The following is a 26739-nucleotide window of genomic DNA, read 5'->3' as shown; positions in this document are numbered from 1 at the left end:
CCACCCGAGTATTTCCGCGAGAGGGTTTTCCCCTCTCGCAGGCAGAGATTTTCCGATGGATAAATTGTTGGTCAGGCCCAGTGGCCCCCTCAAGGGTGAGCTGCGCGTTTCCGGCGCCAAGAACGCCGCCCTTCCCATTCTGGCTTCGACCCTGCTTGCGCAGGAACCGGTGCAGATCCGCAATGTCCCGCATCTGCGCGATGTCACGACCACCCTGGAACTGCTCGGCACGCTTGGCGCGCGGCTGATGGTCGACGAGAAGCTCGGGATCGAGGTGGATGCCCGCAGCGTGCATTCGGTCTGCGCGCCTTATGAGCTCGTCAAGACCATGCGTGCATCCATTCTCGTGCTCGGGCCCCTGCTGGCGCGCTTTGGCGAGGCGGAAGTCAGTCTGCCCGGTGGCTGCGCCATTGGCGGGCGTCCGGTGGACCTGCACATCAAGGGCCTGGAGGCCATGGGGGCCGAGATCCTGGTAGAAGGCGGTTACATCAAGGCCCGCGCCGCCCGGCTCAAGGGCGCCCGGATCTTCATGGATATCGTGTCGGTGACCGGCACGGAGAACCTGATGATGGCCGCCACCCTGGCCGATGGCGTGACCATCATCGAGAATGCCGCGCGGGAGCCGGAGGTCGTGGATCTCGCCGACTGCCTCAACAAGATGGGCGCCCGCATCAGCGGTGCCGGTACCACCGAGATCCGCATCGAGGGCGTCGAATCCCTGCATGGCGCGGTACACGATGTTCTGCCGGATCGCATCGAGGCGGGTACCTATCTGGTCGCAGGCGCCATCACCCAGGGCGATATCACCCTGCGCCGCGTCAACCCGCGTCTGCTGGACGCCGTGCTGGAGAAGCTACGCGAAGCCGGGGCGGAAATTGACGAGGGCGAGGACTGGATCCGGCTGCGCATGGGCCGGCGTCCTCAGGCCGTCAGTCTGCGCACCGCGCCCTATCCGGCCTTTCCCACCGACATGCAGGCGCAATTTCTGACCCTGAACTCGGTAGCGGAGGGGAGTGGCGTCATTTCCGAAACCATTTTCGAGAATCGCTTCATGCACGTGCAGGAGCTCAAGCGCCTGGGTGCTGACATCACCGTGGATGGCCACACGGCCATGGTACGTGGCGTGGAGCGGCTGGTTGGCGCGCCGGTGATGGCCACCGATTTGCGCGCATCTGCCTGCCTGGTGCTGGCCGGGCTGGTGGCCGAAGGCGAAACCCTCATCGATCGCATCTATCACCTGGACCGTGGTTACGAGCTGCTGGAAGAAAAACTTGGCGCGCTTGGTGCCGTGATCCGCCGGGTATCCTCCAGCGAAAGGCGTGCATGAAAGATCCCATCACCATTGCCCTCTCAAAGGGGCGGATATTCAAGGAGGCGCTGCCCTTGCTGGCGGCGGCCGATATTCATCCGCTGGATGATCCGGAGCAGTCCCGCAAGCTCATCCTGGACACCAACCGGCCTGAAGTCCGGCTGGTGATCATTCGCGCTACCGACGTGCCGACCTATGTCGAATACGGGGCTGCGGACCTGGGCATCGCCGGGCGCGATGTCCTGCTGGAGCAGCACACGGTGGATCTCTATGAGCCGCTGGATCTCGGCATCGGCCGCTGCCGCATGGTGGTGGCGGAGCCGGCGGGTCTGGCCGCCCAGGATGATCCGGCGGTCTGGGAGCGGGTGCGCATTGCCACCAAGTATCCGCACATCACCCGCACGCACTTTGCCCGCAAGGGCATCCAGACCGAGATCATCAAGCTCTATGGCTCGATGGAGCTCGCGCCGCTGGTGGGCCTGTCGGATCGCATCGTGGATCTGGTGTCCACCGGCGTCACCCTGCGGGAAAATGGCCTGGTGGAAGTGGAGCACATCACCGACATCAGCTCGCGCCTGGTGGTCAACAAGGCCGCGATGAAGCTCAAGCACCGCAGCATTCACGCCCTGATTCAGCATCTGGAAAAGAAGGTGAGGTATGATCCGGCTTGATACGCTCCAGGACGACTTCGACAAGGCCCTGAACCGGCTCACCGGCTGGGAAGAGAGCATGGACGTCACTGTGGAACAGCGCGTGCGCGCCATACTGGAAGCCGTGCGGCTGCGAGGCGATGCTGCCGTGCTGGAGTATACCCGTCAGTTCGATCATCTGGATGCCGGTGCCCTGGCCGAGCTGAGCCTGCCTGCCGGGAAGTTGCAGGAGGCGCTGGAAGGCTTGCCGGCCGCGGACCGGGACGCGCTTGAGCAGGCGGCGCGGCGCATCCGCGTCTATCACGAAAAGCAGGTGGCCCAGAGCTGGGAGTATACCGAGGCCAATGGCACCCGCCTTGGGCAGCGCGTCACGCCCCTGAACCGGGTCGGCATCTATGTGCCGGGCGGCAAGGCAGCCTATCCCTCCAGCGTGCTGATGAACGCCATTCCGGCCCGGGTGGCCGGCGTGAACGAGATCATCATGGTCGTGCCCGCGCCGGGTGGCCAGCTCAATCCGCTGGTGCTCGCCGCGGCCGCCCTGGCCGGCGTGGACCGGGTCTTCACCATCGGCGGCGCCCAGGCCGTGGCGGCCCTGGCCTATGGCACCGAAAGCATACCTGCCGTGGACAAGATCGTGGGGCCGGGCAATATCTATGTCGCCACCGCCAAGCGCATGGTGTTCGGTCGGGTGGGCATCGACATGATTGCCGGTCCCAGCGAGATCCTGGTCATCTCCGACGGCCAGACCGATCCCGACTGGCTCGCCATGGATCTCCTGAGCCAGGCCGAACATGATGAAGACGCCCAGAGCATTCTCATCAGTTGGGATGCAAGCTGCCTTGACCGGGTGGCGGCCGCTGTCGAGAAACTGCTGCCGACCCTGGAGCGCGAAAGCATCGCCCGCAAGGCCTGGGAACAGCGCGGCGCGCTGGTCCGGGTGCGGGATGCGCAGGAAGCCTGCGCAATTGCTGACCGCATTGCCCCGGAGCATCTGGAGCTGTCCGTCGAGGATCCCGATGCCCTGCTGCCAAAGCTGCACAATGCCGGGGCCATCTTCATGGGCCGTTATACGGCCGAAGCCATCGGCGACTATGTCGCGGGCCCTAATCACGTCCTGCCCACCGCGGGCAGCGCGCGCTTTTCCTCGCCCCTGGGCGTCTATGATTTTCAAAAGCGCAGCAGTATCATCTTTGCCAGTCCGCAAGGTGCTGATGAGCTGGGGCGGCTGGCGCGTCGGCTGGCCGAAGGCGAGGGGCTGACGGCCCACGCCCGCTCGGCGGCCTACCGGGTGCGGGACGCGGATGGACGCTGAGTCACGCCTGCGACGCTGGCTGCGGCCGCAACTGCTCCAGAGCCAGTCCTACCATGTGCCGGATAGCCGGGGGCTGATCAAGCTGGATGCCATGGAAAATCCGTATGCCCTGCCGGACAGCCTGCGCGAGCGCCTGCTCGATGCCCTGCGCGATGCGCCGCTCAATCGCTACCCGGACCCACAGGCCCGCGAGTTGCGCGAGCTGCTGATTGCCCAGCTCGGCCTGGCGGACGGCCTGGACCTGATCTTTGGCAATGGCTCGGATGAGCTGATTCAGCTCCTGGCCATTGCCCTGGCCGGGGAGGACCGGGTGGTGCTGGCGCCCACGCCGGGTTTCGTCATGTACAAGGTGCTGGCCGAAGCGCTGGGCATGCGCTTTGTCGGGGTGCCGCTCGGGCCGGACTTCAGCCTGGATAAATCAGCCATGCTTGAGGCCATTGCCCGCCATCAGCCCGCACTGGTCTATCTTGCCTATCCCAACAACCCCACCGGCAACCTGTTCGATGAGCAGGCGATGCGCGACATCATCGGGGCCGCGCCGGGGCTGGTGGTGGTGGATGAGGCCTACAGTCCCTTCAGCGCCCGGAGCTTTGCAGGATGGCTCGGACAGTACGATAATCTTCTGTTGATGCGCACGCTGTCCAAGCAGGGCCTGGCCGGTCTGCGTCTGGGCTATCTGCTGGGGCCGCGGGCCTGGATCCAGGAACTCGACAAATTGCGTTTGCCGTATAATATCAATGTATTGACCCAGATCGCCGCGCGCGTGGTGCTGGAGCAGCCCGCGGAGCTGGAAAGCCAGGCCCGCGAGATCTGTGAGTCGCGGCAGCGGCTGTTCGCAGCTCTGGGGAGGCTGTCTGGTATCAGCGTCCATCCCAGTGATGCCAACTTTCTCCTGTTCCGGGTGCCTGCGGGACAGGGTGGCCGGATCTTTCAGGGGCTGCTGGAGCAGGGCATCCTGATCAAGAATCTGCACGGCACGCCGGGTCTGGAGGATTGCCTGCGCGTGACGGTCGGCACACCGCAAGAAAATGCCAGCTTTCTGCAAGCTCTGGAGAGGATACTATGAACCCCCGCATCGCGGAGCGTCAGCGCGATACTCTGGAAACCCGGATCCGGGTGGCGATCAACCTGGATGGCAGCGGCAAGGCCAAGCTGAATACCGGCCTGCCCTTTCTGGATCACATGCTGCACCAGATTGCCCGGCATGGTCTGATTGATCTGGAAGTCGAGGCCGAAGGCGACCTGCACATCGATGCCCATCACACCGTCGAGGACATCGGCATCAGCCTGGGTCTGGCCTTGCGGGATGCGCTGGGAGACAAGGCCGGCATCCTGCGCTACGGTCACGCCTATGTGCCGCTGGATGAAGCCCTGAGCCGGGTAGTGGTGGATTTCTCCGGGCGGCCCGGGCTGGAATACCATGTCGAGTTCCCGCGCGCCCAGGTGGGCGGCTTTGACGTGGATCTCTTCTATGAATTCTTCCAGGGGCTGGTCAATCACGCCCAGATGACCCTGCATATCGATTGTCTGCGCGGCCGCAACGCCCACCACATCATCGAAACCGTATTCAAGGCCTTGGGCCGCGCGCTGCGCATGGCGCTCGAACGCGATCCCCGGGCCGCCGATGCCATTCCTTCGACCAAGGGCTGCCTGTGAGTGAACGCACCCCGGTAAGCGCCATCGTCGACTATGGCATGGGCAATCTCCGATCTGTCGCCAAGGCCATCGAGCATCTCGGCGGCCGACCGCTGGTGACCAGTGACCCCGCTGATCTCGCGCGCGCCGACCGGGTAATTTTTCCGGGCGTCGGCGCCTTTGGTGACTGCCTGCTGGCCCTGGAGGAGCGCGGATTGCGCGACGCATTGTTGCAGGCCGCGCGCAGCAAGCCCTTTCTCGGGATTTGCCTTGGCATGCAGGTGCTCATGGAATCCAGCGAGGAACATGGCCTGCATCAGGGGCTCGGGCTCTTGCCGGGGCGGGTGCTCGCCTTTCCCAAGGAGGTCCTGGTTGATTCGCAGGGGCGGGCGCTCAAGGTCCCGCACATGGGCTGGAACGAGGTGCATCAACTGGCGCCGCACCCCTTGTGGTCAAACATCCCGCAGGATGCCCGCTTCTATTTCGTGCATTCCTATTATGTGGAACCGGCAGACCCCGAGCTGCTCGCGGCGTTCACGCCCTATGCATTCCCCTTCGCGTCGGTTGTCGCCCATGAAAATATCTTCGCCGTGCAGTTCCATCCGGAAAAGAGCCAGCGCGCCGGGCTTACCCTGCTGGGCAACTTTCTGAACTGGAATGGCGAAACTTCTGGTGGGTCATGCGGCCTGTGATGATCTGCCCTTGGGGTTGCCTGTTTTCGAACCGTGAAGAGCGAGTGAGGCGTGTATGTTGCTGATTCCAGCCATCGACCTGAAAGACGGCCAGTGCGTGCGGCTCCGGCAGGGGCGCATGGAAGACGATACCGTGTTCTCGGATGATCCTGTCGCCATGGCAGGTCGCTGGGTGGAAGCGGGAACGAAGCGTTTGCATCTGGTGGATCTCAATGGCGCCTTCGCCGGCACGCCGGTCAATGCCAAGGCGATCCGCGCCATCACTGCCGCCTTTCCGGAGGTGGATGTGCAGGTCGGTGGTGGCATTCGCGACGAGGAGACCATCGAGGCTTATCTGGGGGCGGGCGTGCGCTACGTCATCATCGGCACCCAGGCGGTGCGCAACCCGGGCTTCGTCTCGGACGTCTGCGTCGAGTTTCCGGGGCACATCATCGTCGGGCTCGATGCCCAGGACGGCAAGGTGGCCACCGAGGGCTGGTCCAAGCTGTCCCGGCACGATGTCATCGATCTGGCCCGCAAGTTCGAGGATTACGGCGTCGAGGCGCTCATCTACACGGATATCAGCCGCGATGGCATGATGAGCGGACCCAATATCGAGGCGACCGTGCGTCTGGCGCGCTCGGTCTCCATCCCGATCATCGCCTCCGGCGGCATTTCGAGCATCAAGGACATCGAAGCGCTCAAGGCCGTGGAGTCGGAAGGCGTCGCGGGCGCCATCACGGGGCGCGCGATCTACGAAGGCTCGCTCGACTTCACCGAGGCGCGCGCCTTGGCCGAAGCCTGAACCAGGACGATACCATGCTGGCGAAACGCATCATCCCTTGTCTCGACATCGACGCCGGCCGCGTCGTCAAGGGTGTGAAATTCGAGGGCCTCAAGGACGCCGGAGATCCGGTCGAGATTGCGCGGCGCTATGACGAACAGGGCGCCGACGAACTGGTGTTTCTGGACATCTCGGCCAGCCATGAGGGCCGCGATACCCTGCTCGATACCGTGTCGGCCGTGGCCAGCCAGGTATTCATTCCTCTGACCGTCGGCGGCGGGGTGCGCAGTGTCGAGGACGTGCGTCGGCTGCTCCATGCCGGTGCGGACAAGGTGGCGATCAATACCGCGGCGGTGCAGGATCCCGAACTGGTTCGGCAGGCCAGCCAGCGTTTCGGCAATTCCTGCATCGTGGTGGCCGTGGACGCCAAACGCGTGGATGATCACTGGGAGGTGTTCACCCATGGTGGCCGGCGTGCCACTGGCATCGACGCCGTCGACTGGGCGCGGCGGATGGCGGAATATGGTGCCGGCGAGATCCTGCTGACCAGCATGGATTGCGATGGCACCAGGGAGGGCTTCGATCTGGCACTGACCCGGGCGGTATCCGAGGCAGTGCCCGTGCCGGTGATTGCCAGTGGTGGGGTCGGCAATCTCGAGCATCTGCTCGATGGCGTGAAGGCGGGGCAGGCCGATGCCGTGCTGGCGGCCAGCATCTTCCACTTCGGCGAGTACACCGTCCGCCAGGCAAAGCTGTATCTTGCCTCCAACAACGTCGAAGTTCGCCTGTCATGATGGCAACAGGGGGCTGAGCGTGGAAACTGTCAAGGACGCAAGCTGCTCGCTGCTCGACAGCATCAAGTGGGATGCTGCGGGTCTGGCGCCGGCCATTGCCCAGGAAGCGCGCACCGGCGAGGTGTTGATGCTCGCCTACATGAACCGGGAATCACTGGCGGCCACCCTGCGGGACGGCTATGCTACCTATTATTCGCGTTCCCGTGGCCAGTTGTGGCGCAAGGGCGAGACTTCCGGGCACCTGCAGCGGCTGGTGGATGTGCGCCTCGACTGCGATGGCGATACCCTGTTGCTGCGGGTGGAACAGACGGGGCCTGCCTGTCACACGGGTGCGGACACCTGCTTTTTCCGCCGCCAGCAGGCGCCTGGTTCCTGGCAGGATGCCTCACCCCCGCCGGCGATGATCCTGCAGTCGCTGTGCGAGACCCTTTCGGCGCGCAGACTGGCCGATCCGGGACAGTCCTATGTGGCGCGGCTGATGCATGATGGGCGTGACAAGATCCTGAAAAAGGTCGGGGAAGAGGCGGCCGAAACCATCATTGCCGCCAAGAACGGCGATCCCGGCGCCCTGGTCTACGAGAGTGCGGATCTGCTGTTTCATCTCCTGGTCATGCTGGTGGAACAGGACTTGCATATTGATGCTGTACTGCAGGAGCTGGCACGCCGCGAAGGCATGTCAGGGCTGGCAGAAAAGGCCTCCCGGACGGAACGGAGTGCCGACTGATCAGTCTAACCAATGATTCAATGTTTTTTCGAGAGATCCCTGATCTGTTGCACCAAAGGAGTTTCCATGGGCGCGTTTAGTGTTTGGCATCTGGTAGTGGTGCTTCTGATTGCACTGGTGATTTTTGGCGCGGGCAAGATCAAGAACATTGGTTCGGATCTCGGCTCGGCCATCAAGAACTTCCGCAGTGCGGTTCGTGAAGAGGAAGAGGGCACGGGCAACCGGCCGGGCCTGGGCGATGGTAGCCAGACCATCAATGCCGAGGTCAAGCGCGAGGATGCCGTGAAGCGCTAGGCAGCGAAGCCGGAGAGCGGCCATGTTCAATATCGGTTTCAGCGAAATGATGGTGATCGGCATCATCGCCCTGATCGTGGTCGGGCCGGATAAGTTGCCGGAACTGGCCCGCACCGTCGGCAAGTGGGTTGGCGCGGCCCGGCGGATCTTTGCCGACGTCAGGGCGGAAGTCGATCAGCAGGTCATGATGGACGACATCATCAAGCATAACCGGGCCATCATGGAGATGGACGCCATTCCGCCGGAGAAAAAGCCGGAACATGATCCTGCCGGCAAGGCTCAGGCACCGGAAGATGGGCCGGTGCAGGATGCCTCCACCGGTGCCGATGACCTGGAAGCAGAGCGGCCCGCTGCAGTGCGGCAACCGACGACGAAGCCTGCTCCCGACCGGATACACTGATCCTGTCTCCCAAACTTCCCAAGGTCACCCTTAACACGCATGAAGACAGCTGGCAGCTCATCAGCAGAAAATACCTTCCTTGGACATCTGCTTGAGCTTCGCCGCAGGCTGACCTGGGCTGTGCTGGCGCTGCTGGCCGGCTTTGCCGTGGCCTATCCTTTTTCGCGGGAGATCTATGCCTTCCTGGCTGCTCCTCTGGTGGCGGTATTGCCGCCCGACAGCCATCTGATCTTCACCAGCCTGCCCGAAGTCTTTCTGACCTACGTCAAGCTGTCCTTTCTGGCAGGCTTCTTTTTCGCCCTACCGGTCGTTCTTTATCAGTTCTGGGCCTTTGTCGCGCCTGGCCTGTATCAGCATGAGCGAAAGCTCCTGTTCCCGACCCTCTTCGCCTCTGTCGCCCTGTTCGTGGCGGGCGCTGCCTTTGCCTACTATCTGGTGTTTCCAGCGGCCTTTCACTTTTTCGTCAGTTTCTCCGGCGAGGAGATCACTGCCCTGCCCGCGGTCCGGGAGTACCTGAGCCTGGCGATCACCTTTCTGCTGGCTTTTGGTGCAGCATTCCAGATACCCGTGGTGACGGTCGTGCTGGCCCGGCTCGGGGTGGTGAAGGTGGACACGCTCAAGCGCAGTCGGCGCTATGTCCTGCTGGGATGCTTCATTGTCGCCGCGGTGGTGACGCCGCCGGACGTGCTCTCCCAGTTCATGCTGGCCGTGCCGATGTACCTCCTGTTTGAGCTGGGCCTGCTGTTCGCGGGCTCTGTCAAGGCCGCGCCAGCAGAGGCCGAATCCGAGAGCCTGGATACCGCCGCTGAAGCGTCTGATGGCGAGGGCGCTGTGGACCCGGATCGGGAACTGGATGAGGCGGAACGGCAGATTGCCGGCCTGGATGCAGAAAGCCGCTCTTCTCCGGATAAATCCGAAAAATAGCGGCCCGCAGGCCGGCAACAGCTTCCTCACTCGGTGCCGGGGGGGAGGGGGATGCCCGGGACAGGGGACACAGGCGATGGTGGCGGGCGCAAGCCGACGCGAACCCTCTTCTGGATCCGGGCCCCCTGATGCAGGAAGCTGAGGCTGATCCTCGTGCCGGGTTTGAAGTCGGCCACCTGGTTCAGCAGATCCTTGGCATTGTGGAGCTTCACGCCATTGATGGCAGTGATGATATCCCCTGGCTGGAGGCCGGCCTGGGCGGCGGGGCTGTCAGGCAGCACCGCCGTGACCAGCGCCCCCTCGGTGCTGCTCAGGCCGAAGGATTCGCTCAGGGCCGCATCCAGATCCTGGGCGCCGATGCCCAGCCAGCCGCGGATCACGTGCCCGTGTTCTATCAATTGCTTCGAGACCCGGGCAGCAAGATCAACGGGAATGGCGAAGCCGATCCCCAGCGAGCCACCGCCCTGCCGGCTGAAAATGGCGGTATTGATGCCGACGAGGTTGCCGTGCGTATCGACCAAGGCGCCACCCGAATTGCCGGGATTGATCGCCGCATCAGTCTGAATGAAGTCCTCGAAGGCATTGATGCCCAGCTTCGAGCGCCCCAACGCGCTGACGATGCCCATCGTGACGGTCTGGCCCACGGAAAACGGGTTGCCGATCGCGAGCACGAGATCGCCGACCTTTACATCGCGTGAATGGCCGAGCACGATGTGAGGCAGTTGTTCCAAGTCCACCTTCAATACGGCGATATCACTCTCCGGGTCACTGCCGACCAGCTTTCCCATGGCGGTGCGGCCATCATGCAGGCCGACCTCGATTTCCTGCGCTGCCGATACCACGTGATGATTGGTCAGGATGTAGCCATCCGCGCTGACCAGCACGCCGGAGCCAAGACTCCTTTCCAGCAGCTGGCGCGGTATGGAGGGGACCTGATCCCCGAAATGGCGGCGCAATTGTGGATCCCGCAGAAATGGATGGGCATCCACCGCCACGACCTTGGTCGAGGCAATGTTGACCACTGCCGGTGCGGCGAGCTGTACGGCCTGCGCGAAGCTGAGCAGGGACTGGCTGCTCGAGCGCTGCCTGTCGGCGCTGGCCGCCACCTCGAAGACGACCCTTTCGCGCGGCAGGAGCTCGCCGAGCTCGCCCAGCATGTCAGGCTTGATCAAATAGATCAGTATCGCCCCGGCCAGACCCATGATGCCGGCTGTCAGGAACAGCGAGGTCAGGCGTGAACGCATGAAACTCCCTTGTTTATCATTTCGGATTCAGTTCAGATTAGGTCCTCGTTCAGGGATTGTCCATCAGTGGTCGATCTTTGTGAATCGGCAAATTCTGAAATAGTGATTAAATTACCTAATGAACTAATAAATTATTAGCTAATTGCGCTACCAAGGAATTTCGCGCATCCTTACGCGATTCTAAAAAGGGCCCATGCTTGCAGGCCGGTATCTATCCGAGTCTTGTGGCTGACGGCCCGGCGAAGTCGTTTCCGGAACTTCCGGATTCTGTTTTCAGCATATCCTCGTATTAGGAGCGTGTATGAGTGAGCAAGGCGTTGATAAGGGTAGGCGGCGCTTTCTTACCGCGGCCACGACAGCGGTAGGCGCTGTTGGAGCCGGGTTTGTGGCCGTGCCGTTTATCAAGAACATGATGCCCAGTGAGGCCGTCAAGGCGGCTTCAACCACTGAGGTGGATTTGAGCAAGGTGGAGCCCGGCATGCAGGTCATGGTGCTGTGGCAAGGGAAGCCGGTAGCCATCGTCAATCGTACCCCGGCCATGCTGGCCAGTCTCAAGAAAGTCACCAACACCCTCGTAGATCCGAACTCCGACCAATCCGAACAGCCCGAATATGCCAAGAACGAATGGCGCTCCCGCAAGCCGGAGTACCTCGTCATGCTGAGCATCTGTACGCACCTTGGCTGTGTCCCCTTGTACAAGCCGGAGCAGGGTTCGGTCGAACCGGGCTGGGCTGGTGGCTACTTCTGCCCCTGCCACGGCTCGAAATACGACCTCGCCGGTCGCGTGTTGAAGAATGTGCCTGCCCCGCTGAACATGACGATCCCGCCTTACGCGCTCTTCGAGGGTGACAAGAAAGTGCTGATCGGCAAAGACGTGGCCTGAGGAGAGGAAAAACAATGGGTCTCATGAACTGGATTGATGAGCGCTTCCCGCTCACCAGCAGCATCAAAGCGCACCTGACCGAGTATTACGCGCCCAAGAATTTCAACATCATGTACTTCTTTGGTTCACTGGCCCTGCTGGTGCTGGTGATCCAGATCCTGTCGGGTATCTTCCTGACCATGAACTACAAGCCGGATGCCGCGAAGGCCTTCGATTCCATTCAGTACATCATGTACGACGTGGACTACGGCTGGCTGATGCGCTACCTGCATTCCACCGGCGCTTCCATGTTTTTCGTGGTGGTTTACCTGCACATGTTCCGCGCGCTCATGTACGGCTCCTACAAGAAGCCGCGTGAGCTGGTGTGGATTTTCGGCATGATCGTCTACGTCGTGCTGATGGCCGAAGCCTTCCTGGGCTATGTGCTGCCGTTTGGCAACATGTCGCTGTGGGGCGCCCAGGTGATCATCTCGCTGTTCGGCGCCATCCCCGCCATCGGTGAACCATTGGCCGAATGGATCCGCGGTGGCCCGGTGGTGGCCGATCCGACCGTGAACCGCTTCCTGGCGCTGCACGTCGTGGCCGTGCCCCTGATCCTCATTGGTCTGATCGTGGCGCATCTCATCGCACTGCACGAAGTGGGTTCCAATAACCCGCTGGGCATCGAGATCAAGAAGAACAAGGGACCTGATGGTCACCCCATCGATGGCATTCCCTTCCATCCTTACTACACGGTGAAGGATATCTTCGGCGTGGGTGTGTTCCTGCTGGTGTTCGCGGCCATCATCTTCTATGCCCCGACCCTGGGTGGTCTGTTCCTGGAGCATGACAACTACATTCCTGCCGATCCGGTGCAGACGCCGCCTGAAATCAAGCCCTTGTGGTATCTGACCCCCTTCTATGCGATGCTGCGCGCCGTTCCGGACAAGCTCCTGGGTGTGATCGTGATGGGGCTGGCCATAGTCATCCTGTTCCTGGTGCCCTGGCTCGACCGGTCACCTGTGAAATCCCATCGCTATCGTCCCGTGTTCCGCATGATGCTGGTGGTCTTTGCCATCACCTTCGTTTTTCTGGGCTATCTGGGCATGAATCCGGTAACTCCCACCTATACGATGCTGGCGCGCGTGTTTACGGTTCTGTATTTCCTCTTCTTCCTGGCTCTGCCGTTCGTGAGCAAGATCGAGCGCACCAAGCCGGTTCCTGAAAGGGTGATGTAATGAAAAAAGCAATCAAGATGCTGTTGTTGGGCGCTGCATTCCTGCCGCTGGCGGCAGGTGCGTCCGAGGGAGAGGTGAAGCTTGATCATGCCGACATCAGCTTTGACCGGGAAAGCATTCAGAATGGCGCCAAGATCTTTGCCGAGTACTGCTTCAGCTGTCATAGCCTGAAGTACATGCGCTACAACATGCTCGAGAACCAGCTTGGCATGCCCGAGAATGTGGTCAAGGAGCAGATCATGTTGCCGGATGGGGCCAAGATCAACGGCAACATGACCATTACCATGTCGCCTGAGGATGCGGCCGTGTGGTTCGGCAAGGCGCCGCCCGATCTGACTCTCGAGGCCCGGTATCGGGGCGCGGACTGGATCTATACCTATCTGCGCAGCTTCTATCGCGATGACAGCCGTCCGACCGGATGGAACAACCATGTCTTCCCGATGGTGGCCATGCCGAATGTCCTGGCTTCGCTTTCCGGGGAAAAGACCAAGGATGGCAAGGTCATCCGGGCGGGTACGGTGTCGCAGGCCAAGTTCGATGACATGGTGCGCGATCTGACTGCCTTCCTGACCTATACCAGTGATCCGTCCGAGCTCAAGCGCATGTCCATGGGACCCTTGGTGCTTGGCTTCCTGCTGATCTTCACCATCCTTGCCTATCTTCTCAAGAAGGAATACTGGCGGGACGTGCATTGAAGGGTTGAGTCAACAAGAGCCGGGTAGATCCGGCCACGATTGAGGGGCGTTCCGGCGCCCCTTTTTTTTGTGCCTTGGTGCTACAATGTCCAGTCAGTGCCAATGAAAGGACCGGATATGGCTATTTCGAGCAGCAAGAAGCCTGTGATGACCCTGTACTCAGCCAGCCTCTGTCCCTATGCACAGCGGGTGCGCATCGTGCTGGAGGAAAAGGCCATGGAGCATCAGGTCATCGAGGTAAACCTGAAGAGCAAGCCAGAGGATCTGGCCGAGCTCAATCCATACAATCAGGTACCTACCCTGGTGGATCGGGAACTGGTTCTATACGAGTCCAATATCATCAATGAATACCTGGATGAGCGATTTCCTCATCCGCCGCTGATGCCGGTGGATCCGGTCTCCCGGGCCAAGGCACGCTTGCTGATGCTGCGGGTGGACAGGGACTGGTTCCGGCCACTGTTTGACCAGGAAGCGCTGTCCGACCGCGCGCGCCAGAAATTGAGAGACGAGCTGACGGCGATTTCCGTGATCTTTGGCGGGCAGCGTTTCCTCCTGGGCGAGGAGTTTTCCCTGGTGGACTGTGCGCTGGCGCCCATGCTGTGGCGCCTGCCGAGCCTTGGCATCGAGTTGCCGGATAGTGCACGGCCCCTGCAGGGTTACATGGAGCGTGTGTTTTCCCGCGAAAGCTTCCAGCGCAGCCTGACGCCGGCCGAGCGGTCCCTGCGGATCTGACAGGAGTCATCGATGAATCTGGCCCGGGCCTCCAGCCTGCCGGAGGCGTTGTTTGCACGCTGGTCCAGTGCCCCGCAGCACACGGCTGCGCTGCGCCCGGTCGCGGGCGGGTTCGAACCCATCAGCGCTGGCGAACTGGCGCAGCTGGTGCGGGAATATGCTGGCGGACTCCTGGCGCTGGGGATCCGGGCAGGCGATCGGGTGGCGCTGATGGCCGGAAACGGGCCGGAGTGGGCCATGCTGGACTTCGCCATTCTCAGCATCGGTGCCGTGACCGTGCCGATTTATCCGAGCTATGGCCTCAAGGAGACGCTCTTCATCCTGGAGGACAGTGGTGCAAGCCTGCTCCTGCTGGAAGGCAATGTGCAGCTGCGGATGCTCGGCGAGCCGGAGCGCTGCGGCCTGGAGAAGGACAGGATCTATGTCATGAACCCGCAGGCGGCCCTGCAGGCGGGACTAGCCAACTGGGACGCACTGCGCGTACATGCCCCGGATGCGGACAGGCTGGCAGGGCAGCTTTCCCGGATCCAGCGCGATCAGCTTGCCACACTGATCTATACCTCAGGCACCTCGGGCTGGCCCAAGGGCGTCATGTTGACCCATGGCAACATTCTCTCCAATGTCGAAGGCTTCCTGGCCCTGGTGCCGCTCTATCCGGAAGACCGGGTGCTATCCTTTCTGCCGCTTTCCCACGCCTTCGAGCGGACGACGGGGCATTTCGGGGCATATCTGGTGGGCGTGGAAGTCGCCTATGCGCAAAGGCCTGATACCATCGTGAAAGATCTGCCTCTGGCAAGGCCGACCATACTGGTATCGGTGCCGCGGCTGTTCCAGGTTCTCTACGGCCGCATCATGCGCGATATCGGTGATCGGCGGGGCCTGACCGGCGGAATTCTGCGCAAGGGCCTGCATGTGGGTATGCACGGTCGGGAGCATGGCCAGCCCGACAGTCGCTGGCAGCGCCTGCTCAGTGGCTTGATTGGCAGGCGTGCACGCAAGCAGATGGGGGGACGCATCCGCTTTCTGGTATCCGGTGGGGCGCCCCTGCCGGAAGAGATCAGCGCCTTTTTCCTGGACCTGAAACTGCCAATCGTGGAAGGGTATGGGCTGACGGAGGCGAGCCCGGTGATCTCGCTCAATCCACCCGGTCAGATCCACCCGGGCAGCGTGGGACGCGTCCTGCCCAATCTGGAATTGCGAGTTGCCGAAGACGGCGAGATCCTGGTGCGCGGACCCTCGGTCATGCCGGCATACTGGCGCAATGAGGCGGCGACCCGGGAAGCGCTGGTGTCGGGCTGGCTCCATACCGGAGATGTGGGTCGGGTGGATCAGCAGGGATATCTGTTCATTACGGATCGAAAAAAGGATCTGATCGTGAATTCCGGGGGCGAGAACGTCGCCCCGCAGAAGATCGAGGCGCGCCTGATGAGCCATCCCCTGGTCAATCAGGCCGTGGTCTTCGGCGATCGCAGGCCTTACCTGGTCGCCCTGATCCATCCCAATCAGGAAAGGCTGCTGGAGCAATTGGGCGCCGAGGCCGATGCCGAGCAGATCAGTGCTGCAATCCGCCAGGCCATTCAGTGGAGCCTGAAGGATCTGCCGGCTTACGAACAGGTCAGGAACTTTCATGTCCTGGAGCGGCCGCTGTCCCAGGAAGCCGGGGAGTTGACGCCCACCCAGAAAGTCAAGCGGCGGGTGCTGCTGGAGCATTTCGCGGCTGCCATCGAGGCGCTTTACACACAAAGGCCCGGCTGAGTCCTGCCTGGCCACCGCTGCAAACAGCCAGGGGGTGCGATATGGCAAAGTGGCTGATTAGCCTTGGCATCATTCTCGTCGCGCTGGGCCTGCTGTGGCCGCTACTGTCACGTCTGGGTCTGGGGCAACTGCCGGGAGACATTCGCATTGAAAGGCCGGGCATGGTGTTCTACTTTCCCATCACCACAAGCCTGATCATCAGCGCCCTGATTTCCCTGTTGCTATGGTTTCTGCGGCGTTAAGCGCGCCGGCAAAGGTCCTTGCCCTGGCCAGAGCGGTGCGGGCAGCCGGCGGCCGTGCCTATGTGGCAGGGGGCGCCGTGCGCGACCAGTTGCTCAGAAAGCCCGTAAACGACTGGGACCTCGAGGTGTATGGCCTGACGGAAGCGGAACTGGCGGAGGTGATCGCCCGGTTCGGGTCGGTGAAAAAGGTGGGTGGGCACTTCGGCGTTTTTGTGATGCAGGGTATCGAGCTCGCTTTGCCACAGGGACCGGGCTTTCGGCTTGCCTCGGACATGGCGACGCAGAAGGCCTGCCGCCGCCGGGACTTCACCATCAATGCCATGCTCTGGGATCCGATCCAGGGTGATCTGCTGGATTATCATGGCGGGCGAGAGGATCTGGCGCGTGGTGTGCTACGCCTGACGGACCCGGAAACCTTTGTTGAGGATCCCCTGCGTGTGCTGCGAGCGGCGCGTCTGGCGGGGCAGCTTGGGATGCGCATTGCACCTGAAACCGCTGCCGCCTGTCGCGCCCTGGCGCCAGCGCTGGATGATCTGCCCTGGGAAAGGATTCAAAAGGAGCTCGTGGCCTGGTTGTTGCGGTCAGGCTGGCCGGGGCGGACCTGGGATGCGCTGGTGGAAACGGGAGCGATCGGTCTCTTTCCGAGCTTTCGCGGGCTGCAGGGGGTGCCCTGGCAGGATGGGCCGGGCCTTGCAGGGGATGCCTGGACACACAGCGGGCGCGTGCTGGATGCGGCGGCAGGCCTGCGCCAGGGTAACAGATCGCGTGATCTGATCCTGATGCTGGCAGCGCTCCTGCAGGATCTGGGCCGGCCTGACCGCGGGCGTTATGAGGTCCGGGGCCGCTGGCAGGCGAGCGGCCACGAGGCAGTTGCAGTCACACGGGCGCGGCACTTTCTGCAGCGCTGGTTTCCTTCCCAGAGCCTGCAAGGGGCGATCCTGCCCCTGGTGCGCTGGCAGGCCGCGCCTCAGGAACTCCATGGGAGGCAGGCGGGCAAAACGGCGTACCTGCGCCTGGCCCTGCGCCTGCCGGATCGCCGCCTTTTCCTCGATTTCGTCCGGATGCTTACCCATGTCGCTGGCATTTCCTGCCAGGCGATCGACCAGACGCAGGCCATCTGGTCAGCTGCGGGATTGCTGGACGGACAACCGGAGCCCTGGATTCGCGGTGATGACATCAAAGGCATGGGGCTGTCCCCCGGCCCGGATTTCAGGCGCTGGCTGGAGATGGCATATCGCCTGCAACTGTCGGGCCGCTATCCTGACCGAAACACCCTGTTGCAGCGTCTGCTGCATATCCGCAAGCGCCCAATCAGTTCCCACGCCAGCTGAGAATGAAAAGGCCTATCCCAAGGCTTTCACCCTTTTTCATTCCGGCCAGCCTTTCCGTTTTGCAAGGGCAAGAGAAGCAGGTTTCTGTCTGTTGTCAATGAGCCCTTTTGTCCGATTCGCTCGGACCTTGTGTGCAGTATAAAAGCCGGAAAGAACAAAAAGCTGTTCCTTCACTCTCGTCCAATGCATATAACGATATATTGATGGGGCCACTGGTACCATCACCAGCCTGTTGCCCAGATAATGATAAATCGGCCTAAAGGGCCGGCATAGGTTAGCTATGGGCTTTTGTCCTGGAGCATAACAGGGGCGACCGTGTGATGTTCCGGACAAGTAGCGGGGAGGCTACGCTGTGAGAAAAAGCAATATATTGCCACTGGCGTCCTTTCGTGACCGGCCGGATCGTCGGCGTGCGCTGTTTTTCCAGGTCGGGGACTCGGGATTTCCTGTTTTGCCTGACATCGGCATCGGTGAATGGGATCTTTACGTGGCAAACGATCTCAGGCAGGCATTCGATTTCCTGGACAGGCAGGCCTGCCAGGTGGGCCTGCTGCAGTTTGGCAAGACACTGGATGCCAGGCAGGTATCAGAGATTACTGCGCTGCTGGATAGATATGCACTTATGCAGTGGGTGGCCCTGCTTGCACGCGACAGCCTCGAGGATGCCAGCGTTTGCGGCCTGTTATCTGCCTATTTCCATGACTATCACACCTTGCCGCTGGACAGCTCCCGCCTGATCAATACCCTGGGGCATGCCTACGGCATGGCCGAGATGGCGCGCCGGGCACAACAGCCCGTGGCGGAGGCGACCCTGGGCAGGGAAATGGTGGGTAGCAGTCCCGCTATGCAGGCTCTGTTCAAAACCATTCACAAGGTGGCCGCGACCAATGCCGCCGTGCTGATTCGTGGTGAAAGTGGCACCGGCAAGGAACTGACCGCGCTTGCCCTGCACAAGCAGTCCTTACGGGCAAAGGGGCCCTTCGTGGCGGTCAACTGCGGTGCGCTGCCATCCAATCTCGTTCAGTCGACGCTCTTTGGCTATGAGAAGGGGGCGTTCACCGGTGCCAGCCAGCGCAAGATCGGCAGCATCGAGGCGGCTGATGGCGGCACCATTTTCCTGGATGAAATTGGCGATCTGCCTCACGCTTTCCAGGTCAATCTGCTGCGCTTCCTGCAGGAGAAAACCATCACCCGTGTAGGGGGGACGGAAAACGTCAGCGTCGATGCCAGGGTGATCGCTGCAACCCATGTGGACCTTGAACAGGCGGTTGCAGCAGGGCGTTTCCGCGAGGACCTGTATTATCGCCTGAATGTGTTGCAGGTGCAGGTTCCGGCCCTGCGCGAACGCAAGGAGGACATCCCGCTGCTGGCGCGATTCTTCTTTGACAAGTTCAGGAGCGAGGGTTCCTCCCGTCTCAAGGGCTTCAGCCAGGCGGCCTTGCACGCCATGAGCAGCCATGATTGGCCCGGCAACGTGCGCGAACTGGTCAATCGGATTCGTCGCGCCACGGTCATGAGCGAGGGGCGCCTGATCACGCCCGCGGATCTTGAACTGGATGGCATATCCTTGACCCGGCAGTTGCCGACTCTGGAGGAGGCGCGGTCTGTCGCTGAGAGGGAAACCATCGACCAGGTACTCAAGCACGTCGGCTATAATCTTTCACAGGCAGCACGACATCTGGGTATTTCCCGGGTGACCCTGTACCGTCTGATCGAGCGCTACGGGATAGATGCGCATTGAAAGGCAGGTCCAGTCGCGGGCCATTGACTGAATATTAAAAAAGCCTCATCAGCAGTTCATCGTCGCAAAGGGGAAGGATGCATGAAGCTCGAAACTGTCGGGAACAGCGCCAGGGGTGGCGTTTTGGTCTTTGTCACATGTTTTTCACCACTTGCCCATGCCGCAACGGCCCAGGTCGATACGCCTGGTGTCAGTGGCTCCGCACAGGTGGAACCGGTACCGCAAACCGTTGGCAGGGCGCCGGAAGCCGATAAGAATGGCGGGCCGCCAGCAATTGAAACCCTGATCGATTACGCCGGGGTCCTGACCCCGAAGGGAAAGTTCGTCATCGAACCCACCTTGCAGTACGCGCATTCCTCGGTCTATCGCATTGGCGTGGAAGGCTATTCGGTATTGCCGGCCATCCTGGTTGGCGCCATCCAGGTGGAGGACACCAGTCGCGATACCTATGTCACGGCGCTGACAACCCGCTATGGCCTGACCCAGCGACTGGAACTGGAAGCCCGCATTCCCTATGTCTGGCGTACGGACAGTACGCTGACACGCAATGTGGAAGGAACGAGCACGCCGATTTTGGTGAGCTCTGATGGCCAGGGGCTTGGTGACGTGGAAGTCGCGGGCCATTACCAGCTCAATCAGGGGCCGACAGGGCCTTATTATGTGGCCAATCTGCGGGTGAAGGCGCCGACCGGGGAAGATCCTTTCGGGATACCCCTGAACAATAATGGCCTGCTGACCCGCCTGCCGACCGGCTCCGGCTTCTGGGGCGTGCAGCCGAGCCTGAACGCCATTTTCCCGTCGGATCCGGCCGTATTCTACGGCAATCTCAGCTATCTCTGGAACATGAAGCGCGATGTCGGCGGGGATTACGGCAAGATCGATCCCGGTGATGCCATTGGCTTTGGTTTCGGCATGGGCCTGTCTCTGAACGACAAGGCTTCATTCAGCCTGGGCTATGACCACAGCATCGTCGGCAAGCCGAGACAGCAATTGCCGGGAGAGGGCGAGCAGGTGGTTCCAAACTCCAGAATCCAGCAGGTTGGCTCGGTACTTTTCGGCTATTCCTACCGTCTGGGCGCACGCACCGGCTTCAACCTGAACTTTGCCATCGGCGCCACCGAGGACGCGCCGGATGTGCAGTTGACCCTGCGCCTGCCGATGACTTTGTGAACAGCGCCAGGAGGTTTTCACCCGACTCCTGGAAACATGAAAACCCGGCGCGCGCCGGGTTTTTTCTGGCCAGGACAATATGCTCAGGGCAGTCCGGTCAGTGCCTGCTGATTGAGCAGGCTGTTGAGGTTCGCCTGACCCACGGCATTATTTGGCCGGCTGATATCAATGTTGAGCGTCGTCAGGTGCTGAATGACCTGTGAGTCCAGGCTGTTCTGAATCATGTTGAGCACGCCCTGGGCATTCTGAAAGGCGCTCAGGGACAGGCTGTTGCCGTTGCCGAGCTGGATCAGATTGCTGCCGGCAATGCCATTGATGCTGGTCTGGCTTTGCAGCACGCCATTGACGAGGGTGGCGGTCTCCAGGCTGAAACCGATGTTCATGCCGTTGACATAAAAGCCGCCGCGCAGTTGATCCAGCTCCTGGTTGCTGACCCGCGCCAGATCGTCGAAATCCGTTTTGGCCTGCGCCGGATGCGCAACGGCAAACAGCAGGACCGCTGCGCAAAGCCAGGGCCGGACGCTGGCTCTGTGTGTTCCACCAGAATTGACCGGATGCATGATTTCCTCCTTCCTATAATTATTAGAAATCGTGTTTGCCAAGCAGCAATGAATAGGTGGCCAGCGATTCGCGGCTCAGCGCAAGACCAAGTGGTGCCGTGCGGCGTTGCTGCCAGGTATCGCGGGTGTTGAAGGTATTGCGGGCAATCGCCATGCTGCCGGCGTCATTGATGACGAACAGGATGCCGTTCCAGCCATCTTCGAAAGCCTTGCGCGGCAGGGAACGCAGGCCGCTTGCCGGGTCGCCGACCAGCACTTCCTTCTCTGACACCCCTTTGACGACCACGAAGTGCATGTAGCCATTCATGTTGAGCAGGACGATGGCAGGAATCCCGACCTGGGCCAGCTTGTCCAGGGAGGCACGAAAGCCATTGGCGGGATAGCCGGCATTGTCGAGATAACGTTTCATGTCGAGCATGGAAAAGCCCTCCTTGCGGATCTTTTCCTTGTCGCCCGTTTCATACATGGCCTTGAAGGCATCCTGCTCACTTATCGGGTGCTTATAATGATAGGTGAGCAGCGTTGCCAACGCCGCCGAACCACAACTGAAGTCATATTGCTGCCTGACGACGTTGCGAAAGCGCAGGTCCTTGAGGCTTTTGACTGGCACATTTGCCATGCCCCCAATTCCGGTCAGCATGACCGTGCCGGCCGTTGCCGGCATGACCGTCAATGCAAGCAGGCCCAGACTGGCAATGACACTGGATCTGAACATGTGCCCCTCCGAAATGCGCCCCTGGCGGGGCGCGAACTTACTGCAGGTTGAGATTGACGATTACGGCATTTTGAATGATGACGTTGTTACCAACATTCTGGATCACGTTGACGATGCCGCTGACATTGCTGAAGGCATCTGCTCCCATGTTGTTCGTTCCGGTGAAGCTGGAATACACGCTATTGCCTGTGGATGTGGCGTTCATCAAATCGCCAATATCCACACCGGGAGAGAACATGCCGCGCTGGTTGCCGAGTGCCGATTCGGAGACCACCTGGTTCAGACTGAAAGTCTGAGCGGCAGGGGAATCCGCAAAGGCAGAAATGCACGTCAAGGAGAGACCCAGTCCAGCACCGATCAAAAATTTGAGTCGGATGGTTTTCATGGTGGTCCTCCAGCTGGCTCTATGAAAGAAGGCCGGCGGTAGAACCGCCGGCCCATTCCGATCAGAGCCCGCCGTTGACGGACACCGCCACGGTCTGCTGCATCATGCTGTTGTTGCCGCTGTTCTGCTGCACCTGGCTGATACCGGAGACGTGCGAGAAAGCCGGGCCGCAGATCTCGTTGGTTCGGGTATTGCCGGATTCATAGGACTGGTTTCCGGCTACCGTCGCACCCAGCGCGGCCACGGCCAGGGCCATGTTGAAAGGCGCAGTGCTTTCATTGACGGCCACCGCAGCGCCCTGCTGCATGGTGCTGTTGGAACCGTTGTTCTGCTGCACCTGGCTGATGCCCGCAGCGTCTTTGAAGGCTTCGCCGCTGATGGAGTTGCTCTGCTCGCTCTTGCTGGTATAGGCAGTATTGCCCAGGGAACCGCCAACAGCCAGGGACAGCGCGGGCGGCACAACCATCTGAGCGGTATCGTCGATATCCTGGTTCACCGCAACGGAAGTGCTCTGCTGCATGGCATTGTTGTTGCCGTTGTTCTGCTGGGCCTGGCTGATCCCGGCTCCATCCTTGAAGCTGTCACCGGCAATGGTGTTATCGGACATGTTGCCATTGACATCTGAGTAGTTGAGGACGGTGCCACCCAGGTTGACGGACGCGGCGAGGGAAAGATCCAGCGGCTGGGCATTGTCGTCATCACGGTTCACGGCCACCGCAGCGCCCTGCTGCATGGCATTGTTGGCGCCATTGTTCTGCTGAACCTGGTTGATGCCTTCGACAGCGTGGAAGGCACCATCAGCGATGGTGTTGGAGCTGGTGTTCCGTACTTCTGTTGCGATATTGGGGCCCACTTCCGCTGTCGTGACTGCCACGCTGATGGCGTCATTTTGGGCTACTGGAAGGGCAGCGGCGGCCATGCCCGAAAAACCGAGGAAAAGAGCTGCAATGCTAAGCTTCAAGGTCTTGTTCATGGTGAGTTCTCCTGATTGTTTGCTTTATGGGTTTGGATTTTCGCGGCTTCCTCCCGCGCCGCCTCATGCATCAAGCATTTCTGCGGTATGCACTGCTTAGCAACTACCGTGCCAATGATTCAAGGTATTGTTTATGAAAGTAAAACATATATTTTTGTCCGTCGGGACCTGCTTTGCGGCTCAGGTGGGTGAAGAACTGTAAGTCTGGTGTTACAGGGGGAAATGGAAAGAAGGGGCTTGGTCTTCGCGATGACTGGCCAATGCTGGCGTTCTGGCGCGGGTGTGATCTGTTCAGAATCTGAACAGCATGATGCAGTTGTATGGGTTGACGCGGCTCTGGGGTGATCAGCCGATGAGCATGATCAGGCCTTCAATGGCAATCAGGATGATGATGATCCATTCGAGCATGGTCTCGCGGTTGTGACGGCTGCCTTCGAGAATGACTTCCATACCCTCGCGGATGGCATCGAGCTTTTCGTCCAGGGCGCGGAAGCGGCTGCTCAGTTCGAGATCAGCGGAGAGATCGCGTGACAGGAATTCAAGACCGGGTTCTTCCCAGACGATGTCGGGGTTGTCCAGCACGGCAAGCCGGGCCAGGATCTCGGTGCGGGTGGCGGAGGTGGAAGCGAGAAACTTGAGGGAGTGGCTACGGCGGCCGGGCAGGCGACCGCTCTTGCCCACCTTGTCCATCAGGGTGAAGGTGGTTTCGAGCAGGTTCTCGACCGTGGCCTCGTGCAGTTCGAGCGCGACGCTCTGGGCGAGGCGCAGCGCCACCAGCAGCAGCCGCTCATCATCGATCTGACGCAGGGACAGGGCATCCTTGTCGACGCCATCCCGGTCGCCCAGGCGCAGGGTGATTTCTTCCGCCGCGGGATGGGCTACCGGCGGGAATTCGGCCTGTACCCTGGCCAGCACCCGCGATTGCAGGGAAGGGGGCGCCTCGTAAAAGCCGACCACCCCGGAACGGAAGAGGTACACGCGCGCCTCGCCATCCTGCAGGGCGCGGTGCGCGGCGGTATCGGCAATGACCGTCATGCCGAAGTCTTCCGGCCATTGCTTCAGGTTGATCTGGCGCACGGCCTGGATGGCGTGGAGATGCATGGCCTAGCTCCGCATGGGCAAGGCCTTGCCCGGATTGAGAATGCCGTCGGGGTCGAACTGCCGTTTGATGCCCTGCATGACGGCCAGCGTGGCTGGATCAAGCTCGAGCGGCAGGTAGTCGCGCTTTTCCGTGCCGATGCCGTGCTCGCCCGACAGGGTGCCACCCAGCTGCAGCACGGCCTTGAACAGTTGCAGCAGCGCCTCGCGGGCGCGCGCCATCTCACCTTTATCCTCCGGGTGCACCATGAGATTGACGTGCAGGTTGCCATTGCCGGCGTGGCCGAAGGTGACGATCGGCAGCTCGTAATGCCGGGTCAGTCTTTCGATTTCGGCCAGCAGTTCGGCCAGACGCGTGACCGGTACCACGACATCCTCGTTGATCTTGAGTGGGGCAATGCGCTTGATGGCGCCGGAGAGCGATTTGCGGGCAGTCCAGAGGGCAGTGATGGCGTCGGGATCCCGGGCTTCGAGCAGCTCCAGCAGGCCGGGACCCTGCAGGGACTGTTCCAGTGCCCTGATCTGTCGCGGCAGGTCGCTGGCTTCGCCGTCGGCCTCGACCATCAGCAGGGCCCTGGTTTCCGGCGGTAGGTCGCTCGCGGCACCGGTTGCGCGGATGGCCTCGATGGCGTGATGGTCCATGAACTCCAGGGCGCTTGGGGTGATGTGCCCGGCCATGACGCGCGCCACGGCCTCGCAGGCATGCACGTTGCTGTCGAAGCAAACCCGCAGGGTGGCCCGGGCGTTTGGCGCCGGCAGGAGGCGCAGCGTCGCCTCGGTGATCAGCGCCAGCGTGCCTTCGCTGCCGACCAGAAGCCGCGTGAGGTCATAGCCGACCACGCCCTTGCTGGTGCGGCTGCCGGTACGAATCTCGGCACCCGTGCCGGTAATGGCGCGCAGGGCGAGCACGTAATCGCGTGTCACACCGTATTTGACGGCCTTGGGGCCGGCCGCGTTCATGGCGAGATTGCCGCCAATGCGGCAGTAGGGGGCGCTGCCGGGGTCGGGAGGATAGAAGAGGCCCTGGCTGCGGGCCAGTTGGTCAATGTCCTGGGTGATGACCCCGGCCTGCACGGTGATGGTGCGGTTGACCGGATCGAAATCCAGGATCCGGTTCATGCATTCAAAGCTGAGCACGAGACTGCCCGGTAGCGGCAGGGCGCCGCCGACATTGCCGGAACCGGCGCCACGCGCCACCAGGGGCACCCGATATTGGCGCGCAATGGCAACGATATCGCGCACCTGCTCGTGAGTTTTTGGGAAGAGCACGCCTTCAGGCATGCAGCGACGCGGGGTGTCGTCACTGGCATAGAGCCCGCGCGTGAAGTCGTCGGTCAGCAGCAGTTCCGGGCCAAGCTGAGTGCTCAGGGCCTGCAGCGCCGCATGCGGCTCAGGGTGACTCATGGCAGGACTCCCGTAAACGGCTGACGAGGCTGGTGGTGGAGCGCTGATGCTCGAAAGGAATGGCGTGCACCTCGCCACCGCGCGCCAGCACCTCCCTGGCGCCGACGATGGTGTCCACCGTCCAGTCGCCGCCTTTGACCAGGATCTCCGGGCGCAGGGTCTCGATCAGCTCAAGTGGCGTGTCCTCATCAAAGGCGGTCACGAAATCCACGCTTTCCAGTGCCGCCACGACTTCCAGCCGGTCTTCCAGGGGGTTGATGGGCCGCTCCGCGCCCTTGTTCAGCCGCCGCACCGAGGCATCCGAGTTGAGGCCGACCACCAGGATGGCGCCCAGCCGCCGCGCGCGCTCGAGATACGTGACATGCCCCCGGTGCAGGATGTCGAAGCAGCCATTGGTGAACACCACGGGCCGATGAGGCTCGCAGGCCGCCGCAAGCTGCTGCCAGTCGCGCTGGATCTTGCGGCGGAAGTAGGGGGGCGGTAGATCGCTGCTCATCTCAGGAAATGTACTCGAAGACCTTGACCACCTGTTTCACCCCGCTCACGTTGCTGGCGACATTGGCGGCCCAGTCACCTTCATCCTGCCGCACCAGGCCCTGCAGGTAGACCACGCCCCTGTCGACCGTCACCTTGACCTTCAGACCGGGATGGTCTTCCGCGCCCAGCAGCCGGGTCTTGACCTCGGCAGCAATCCAGGTATCGCGGGAGCGGTCGGACAAGGGCGCAATGGGGCCAACATGCAGCTCATTGAATACGCGTTTGACATCCTGCTGTTCATTGGCGATCCGGGTGGCGTTGTCCTTCGCGGCCTGGTTTGGCACATCGCCAGCCAGCAATACATTGCCATTGAAACTGGACACGATGATGCGGCCATAACCGGCCTGCGGATCCGAGCGCAGGGCATTGTTGATCTTGACTTCGAGTACCTGGTCGTCCACCAGGCTGCCGACGCTGCGACGATCCTGGGCGACGTAGGCGCCTGTGGCCAGACCTCCCACGACGGCAGCGGCGCAGCCACTGAGCAGCGGCGGGAGGGCCAGGACCAGCAAGAGTGTGGAGCGAAAACGCATGAACTTATCTCCTTTGGGGTAACAAAC

Annotated in this window: 30 protein-coding genes; 21 read left to right on the top strand and 9 right to left on the bottom strand. The window is 61.5% G+C overall.

Annotation, left to right across the window (positions count from 1 at the left end):
* Nucleotides 1-55: 55 nt before the first annotated feature.
* The 12 genes from murA (at nucleotide 56) to tatC (ending at nucleotide 9497) form a co-directional block, all read left to right on the top strand.
* A complete protein-coding gene (murA, locus tag WOB96_RS04140; RefSeq protein WP_341370015.1) occupies nucleotides 56-1327 on the top strand; it encodes a UDP-N-acetylglucosamine 1-carboxyvinyltransferase in 1272 nt (423 codons plus the stop codon).
* Nucleotides 1324-1980: an ATP phosphoribosyltransferase gene (gene hisG, locus WOB96_RS04135; RefSeq protein WP_341370014.1), complete on the top strand. Its 657-nt coding sequence runs from the start codon at nucleotides 1324-1326 to the stop codon at nucleotides 1978-1980. Before murA ends, hisG begins: the two co-directional genes overlap by 4 nt.
* Nucleotides 1967-3271 carry a histidinol dehydrogenase gene (gene hisD / locus WOB96_RS04130; protein ID WP_341370013.1) on the top strand — a complete coding sequence of 435 codons (1305 nt, stop codon included), beginning with the start codon at nucleotides 1967-1969 and terminating at the stop codon, nucleotides 3269-3271. The genes hisG and hisD overlap by 14 nt, the downstream gene beginning before the upstream one ends.
* Nucleotides 3261-4337 carry a histidinol-phosphate transaminase gene (gene hisC, locus WOB96_RS04125; RefSeq protein ID WP_341370012.1) on the top strand — a complete coding sequence of 359 codons (1077 nt, stop codon included), beginning with the start codon at nucleotides 3261-3263 and terminating at the stop codon, nucleotides 4335-4337. The genes hisD and hisC overlap by 11 nt, the downstream gene beginning before the upstream one ends.
* Nucleotides 4334-4927 carry an imidazoleglycerol-phosphate dehydratase HisB gene (gene hisB, locus WOB96_RS04120; RefSeq protein ID WP_341370011.1) on the top strand — a complete coding sequence of 198 codons (594 nt, stop codon included), beginning with the start codon at nucleotides 4334-4336 and terminating at the stop codon, nucleotides 4925-4927. The genes hisC and hisB overlap by 4 nt, the downstream gene beginning before the upstream one ends.
* On the top strand, nucleotides 4924-5598 hold the full coding sequence (hisH, locus tag WOB96_RS04115; RefSeq protein WP_341370010.1) for an imidazole glycerol phosphate synthase subunit HisH: 675 nt from the start codon (nucleotides 4924-4926) through the stop codon (nucleotides 5596-5598). Before hisB ends, hisH begins: the two co-directional genes overlap by 4 nt.
* A 55-nt stretch (nucleotides 5599-5653) precedes the next feature.
* Nucleotides 5654-6382, top strand: coding sequence for a 1-(5-phosphoribosyl)-5-[(5-phosphoribosylamino)methylideneamino]imidazole-4-carboxamide isomerase (hisA, locus tag WOB96_RS04110; protein WP_341370009.1), 729 nt, complete (start codon nucleotides 5654-5656; stop codon nucleotides 6380-6382).
* A gap of 14 nt (nucleotides 6383-6396) precedes the next feature.
* Entirely contained in the window at nucleotides 6397-7155 is a 759-nt protein-coding gene (gene hisF, locus WOB96_RS04105; RefSeq protein ID WP_341370008.1) for an imidazole glycerol phosphate synthase subunit HisF, read from the top strand.
* 19 nt (nucleotides 7156-7174) lie between these two features.
* Nucleotides 7175-7879, top strand: a complete 705-nt coding sequence (gene hisIE / locus WOB96_RS04100) for a bifunctional phosphoribosyl-AMP cyclohydrolase/phosphoribosyl-ATP diphosphatase HisIE (protein ID WP_341370007.1) — start codon at nucleotides 7175-7177, stop codon at nucleotides 7877-7879.
* A 66-nt stretch (nucleotides 7880-7945) separates the two neighbouring features.
* Complete coding sequence (gene tatA / locus WOB96_RS04095) at nucleotides 7946-8173, top strand: twin-arginine translocase TatA/TatE family subunit (protein WP_341370006.1); 228 nt, start codon at nucleotides 7946-7948, stop codon at nucleotides 8171-8173.
* A 22-nt stretch (nucleotides 8174-8195) separates the two neighbouring features.
* The gene (gene tatB, locus WOB96_RS04090) at nucleotides 8196-8573 is read left to right on the top strand and encodes a Sec-independent protein translocase protein TatB (protein ID WP_341370005.1); all 378 of its coding nucleotides are present in this window, start codon (nucleotides 8196-8198) and stop codon (nucleotides 8571-8573) included.
* Between the two features lie 39 nt (nucleotides 8574-8612).
* On the top strand, nucleotides 8613-9497 hold the full coding sequence (tatC, locus tag WOB96_RS04085; protein WP_341370004.1) for a twin-arginine translocase subunit TatC: 885 nt from the start codon (nucleotides 8613-8615) through the stop codon (nucleotides 9495-9497).
* 26 nt (nucleotides 9498-9523) lie between these two features.
* On the opposite strand, the gene WOB96_RS04080 is transcribed toward tatC, so the two are convergent.
* Nucleotides 9524-10741, bottom strand: coding sequence for a trypsin-like peptidase domain-containing protein (locus WOB96_RS04080; RefSeq protein ID WP_341370003.1), 1218 nt, complete (start codon nucleotides 10739-10741; stop codon nucleotides 9524-9526).
* 301 nt (nucleotides 10742-11042) lie between these two features.
* Between WOB96_RS04080 and petA the strand changes: the two genes are divergently transcribed.
* The 9 genes from petA (at nucleotide 11043) to WOB96_RS04035 (ending at nucleotide 20507) form a co-directional block, all read left to right on the top strand.
* The gene (gene petA, locus WOB96_RS04075; RefSeq protein WP_341370002.1) at nucleotides 11043-11624 is read left to right on the top strand and encodes a ubiquinol-cytochrome c reductase iron-sulfur subunit; all 582 of its coding nucleotides are present in this window, start codon (nucleotides 11043-11045) and stop codon (nucleotides 11622-11624) included.
* 23 nt (nucleotides 11625-11647) lie between these two features.
* The gene (locus WOB96_RS04070) at nucleotides 11648-12841 is read left to right on the top strand and encodes a cytochrome b (protein WP_341370001.1); all 1194 of its coding nucleotides are present in this window, start codon (nucleotides 11648-11650) and stop codon (nucleotides 12839-12841) included.
* Nucleotides 12841-13536: a cytochrome c1 gene (locus tag WOB96_RS04065; protein WP_341370000.1), complete on the top strand. Its 696-nt coding sequence runs from the start codon at nucleotides 12841-12843 to the stop codon at nucleotides 13534-13536. Before WOB96_RS04070 ends, WOB96_RS04065 begins: the two co-directional genes overlap by 1 nt.
* A gap of 117 nt (nucleotides 13537-13653) precedes the next feature.
* On the top strand, nucleotides 13654-14268 hold the full coding sequence (locus WOB96_RS04060) for a glutathione S-transferase N-terminal domain-containing protein (RefSeq protein WP_341369999.1): 615 nt from the start codon (nucleotides 13654-13656) through the stop codon (nucleotides 14266-14268).
* A gap of 12 nt (nucleotides 14269-14280) precedes the next feature.
* The gene (locus tag WOB96_RS04055) at nucleotides 14281-16023 is read left to right on the top strand and encodes an AMP-dependent synthetase/ligase (RefSeq protein ID WP_341369998.1); all 1743 of its coding nucleotides are present in this window, start codon (nucleotides 14281-14283) and stop codon (nucleotides 16021-16023) included.
* Between the two features lie 41 nt (nucleotides 16024-16064).
* On the top strand, nucleotides 16065-16265 hold the full coding sequence (locus WOB96_RS04050) for a DUF2905 domain-containing protein (RefSeq protein ID WP_341369997.1): 201 nt from the start codon (nucleotides 16065-16067) through the stop codon (nucleotides 16263-16265).
* Nucleotides 16266-16342: 77 nt separating this feature from the next.
* Nucleotides 16343-17596: a tRNA nucleotidyltransferase/poly(A) polymerase-related protein gene (locus WOB96_RS04045; RefSeq protein ID WP_341369996.1), complete on the top strand. Its 1254-nt coding sequence runs from the start codon at nucleotides 16343-16345 to the stop codon at nucleotides 17594-17596.
* A 352-nt stretch (nucleotides 17597-17948) separates the two neighbouring features.
* Complete coding sequence (locus tag WOB96_RS04040; RefSeq protein ID WP_341369995.1) at nucleotides 17949-19337, top strand: sigma-54 dependent transcriptional regulator; 1389 nt, start codon at nucleotides 17949-17951, stop codon at nucleotides 19335-19337.
* A gap of 81 nt (nucleotides 19338-19418) precedes the next feature.
* Nucleotides 19419-20507: a transporter gene (locus tag WOB96_RS04035; protein ID WP_341369994.1), complete on the top strand. Its 1089-nt coding sequence runs from the start codon at nucleotides 19419-19421 to the stop codon at nucleotides 20505-20507.
* A gap of 83 nt (nucleotides 20508-20590) precedes the next feature.
* Here the strand turns inward: WOB96_RS04035 and WOB96_RS04030 are convergent, their stop codons facing one another.
* The 8 genes from WOB96_RS04030 to WOB96_RS03995 form a co-directional block, all read right to left on the bottom strand.
* Nucleotides 20591-21067, bottom strand: a complete 477-nt coding sequence (locus WOB96_RS04030; protein WP_341369993.1) for a hypothetical protein — start codon at nucleotides 21065-21067, stop codon at nucleotides 20591-20593.
* Between the two features lie 22 nt (nucleotides 21068-21089).
* Complete coding sequence (locus WOB96_RS04025; RefSeq protein ID WP_341369992.1) at nucleotides 21090-21782, bottom strand: C39 family peptidase; 693 nt, start codon at nucleotides 21780-21782, stop codon at nucleotides 21090-21092.
* Nucleotides 21783-21819: 37 nt separating this feature from the next.
* Entirely contained in the window at nucleotides 21820-22167 is a 348-nt protein-coding gene (locus WOB96_RS04020) for a hypothetical protein (RefSeq protein ID WP_341369991.1), read from the bottom strand.
* A gap of 61 nt (nucleotides 22168-22228) precedes the next feature.
* Entirely contained in the window at nucleotides 22229-23140 is a 912-nt protein-coding gene (locus WOB96_RS04015; RefSeq protein WP_341369990.1) for a hypothetical protein, read from the bottom strand.
* 345 nt (nucleotides 23141-23485) lie between these two features.
* The gene (locus WOB96_RS04010; RefSeq protein WP_341369989.1) at nucleotides 23486-24241 is read right to left on the bottom strand and encodes an RMD1 family protein; all 756 of its coding nucleotides are present in this window, start codon (nucleotides 24239-24241) and stop codon (nucleotides 23486-23488) included.
* A gap of 3 nt (nucleotides 24242-24244) precedes the next feature.
* Nucleotides 24245-25642, bottom strand: a complete 1398-nt coding sequence (locus WOB96_RS04005) for an FAD-binding oxidoreductase (RefSeq protein WP_341369988.1) — start codon at nucleotides 25640-25642, stop codon at nucleotides 24245-24247.
* Nucleotides 25629-26138 (bottom strand): D-glycero-beta-D-manno-heptose 1-phosphate adenylyltransferase, encoded by a 510-nt coding sequence (gene rfaE2, locus WOB96_RS04000; protein ID WP_341369987.1) that lies wholly within the window; start codon nucleotides 26136-26138, stop codon nucleotides 25629-25631. Before rfaE2 ends, WOB96_RS04005 begins: the two co-directional genes overlap by 14 nt.
* A 1-nt stretch (nucleotide 26139) precedes the next feature.
* On the bottom strand, nucleotides 26140-26712 hold the full coding sequence (locus WOB96_RS03995) for a BON domain-containing protein (RefSeq protein WP_341369986.1): 573 nt from the start codon (nucleotides 26710-26712) through the stop codon (nucleotides 26140-26142).
* Between the last annotated feature and the right edge of the window lie 27 nt (nucleotides 26713-26739).

It is taken from the genome of Thermithiobacillus plumbiphilus, from assembly GCF_038070005.1.
In the GTDB taxonomy this organism is placed as follows: Bacteria; Pseudomonadota; Gammaproteobacteria; order Acidithiobacillales; family Thermithiobacillaceae; genus JBBPCO01.
Note: the sequence above shows the minus strand (reverse complement) of the source record. Positions and strands in the feature narration are given on the sequence as shown.

What these genes read in the sequence shown, in the direction of transcription:
- WOB96_RS04065 (WP_341370000.1), top strand. Translation starts at nt 12,841, where the DNA reads ATGAAAAAAGCAATCAAGATGCTGTTGTTGGGCGCTGCATTCCTGCCG.
- petA (WP_341370002.1), top strand. Translation starts at nt 11,043, where the DNA reads ATGAGTGAGCAAGGCGTTGATAAGGGTAGGCGGCGCTTTCTTACCGCG.
- WOB96_RS03995 (WP_341369986.1), bottom strand. Translation starts at nt 26,712, where the DNA reads ATGCGTTTTCGCTCCACACTCTTGCTGGTCCTGGCCCTCCCGCCGCTG.
- WOB96_RS04030 (WP_341369993.1), bottom strand. Translation starts at nt 21,067, where the DNA reads ATGCATCCGGTCAATTCTGGTGGAACACACAGAGCCAGCGTCCGGCCC.
- hisF (WP_341370008.1), top strand. Translation starts at nt 6,397, where the DNA reads ATGCTGGCGAAACGCATCATCCCTTGTCTCGACATCGACGCCGGCCGC.
- hisA (WP_341370009.1), top strand. Translation starts at nt 5,654, where the DNA reads ATGTTGCTGATTCCAGCCATCGACCTGAAAGACGGCCAGTGCGTGCGG.
- murA (WP_341370015.1), top strand. Translation starts at nt 56, where the DNA reads ATGGATAAATTGTTGGTCAGGCCCAGTGGCCCCCTCAAGGGTGAGCTG.
- WOB96_RS04070 (WP_341370001.1), top strand. Translation starts at nt 11,648, where the DNA reads ATGAACTGGATTGATGAGCGCTTCCCGCTCACCAGCAGCATCAAAGCG.
- hisB (WP_341370011.1), top strand. Translation starts at nt 4,334, where the DNA reads ATGAACCCCCGCATCGCGGAGCGTCAGCGCGATACTCTGGAAACCCGG.
- hisC (WP_341370012.1), top strand. Translation starts at nt 3,261, where the DNA reads ATGGACGCTGAGTCACGCCTGCGACGCTGGCTGCGGCCGCAACTGCTC.
- WOB96_RS04035 (WP_341369994.1), top strand. Translation starts at nt 19,419, where the DNA reads ATGAAGCTCGAAACTGTCGGGAACAGCGCCAGGGGTGGCGTTTTGGTC.
- WOB96_RS04080 (WP_341370003.1), bottom strand. Translation starts at nt 10,741, where the DNA reads ATGCGTTCACGCCTGACCTCGCTGTTCCTGACAGCCGGCATCATGGGT.
- hisD (WP_341370013.1), top strand. Translation starts at nt 1,967, where the DNA reads ATGATCCGGCTTGATACGCTCCAGGACGACTTCGACAAGGCCCTGAAC.
- WOB96_RS04025 (WP_341369992.1), bottom strand. Translation starts at nt 21,782, where the DNA reads ATGTTCAGATCCAGTGTCATTGCCAGTCTGGGCCTGCTTGCATTGACG.
- WOB96_RS04010 (WP_341369989.1), bottom strand. Translation starts at nt 24,241, where the DNA reads ATGCATCTCCACGCCATCCAGGCCGTGCGCCAGATCAACCTGAAGCAA.
- WOB96_RS04055 (WP_341369998.1), top strand. Translation starts at nt 14,281, where the DNA reads ATGAATCTGGCCCGGGCCTCCAGCCTGCCGGAGGCGTTGTTTGCACGC.
- tatB (WP_341370005.1), top strand. Translation starts at nt 8,196, where the DNA reads ATGTTCAATATCGGTTTCAGCGAAATGATGGTGATCGGCATCATCGCC.
- rfaE2 (WP_341369987.1), bottom strand. Translation starts at nt 26,138, where the DNA reads ATGAGCAGCGATCTACCGCCCCCCTACTTCCGCCGCAAGATCCAGCGC.
- WOB96_RS04050 (WP_341369997.1), top strand. Translation starts at nt 16,065, where the DNA reads ATGGCAAAGTGGCTGATTAGCCTTGGCATCATTCTCGTCGCGCTGGGC.
- WOB96_RS04015 (WP_341369990.1), bottom strand. Translation starts at nt 23,140, where the DNA reads ATGAACAAGACCTTGAAGCTTAGCATTGCAGCTCTTTTCCTCGGTTTT.
- hisG (WP_341370014.1), top strand. Translation starts at nt 1,324, where the DNA reads ATGAAAGATCCCATCACCATTGCCCTCTCAAAGGGGCGGATATTCAAG.
- tatA (WP_341370006.1), top strand. Translation starts at nt 7,946, where the DNA reads ATGGGCGCGTTTAGTGTTTGGCATCTGGTAGTGGTGCTTCTGATTGCA.
- WOB96_RS04060 (WP_341369999.1), top strand. Translation starts at nt 13,654, where the DNA reads ATGGCTATTTCGAGCAGCAAGAAGCCTGTGATGACCCTGTACTCAGCC.
- tatC (WP_341370004.1), top strand. Translation starts at nt 8,613, where the DNA reads ATGAAGACAGCTGGCAGCTCATCAGCAGAAAATACCTTCCTTGGACAT.
- WOB96_RS04005 (WP_341369988.1), bottom strand. Translation starts at nt 25,642, where the DNA reads ATGAGTCACCCTGAGCCGCATGCGGCGCTGCAGGCCCTGAGCACTCAG.
- WOB96_RS04020 (WP_341369991.1), bottom strand. Translation starts at nt 22,167, where the DNA reads ATGAAAACCATCCGACTCAAATTTTTGATCGGTGCTGGACTGGGTCTC.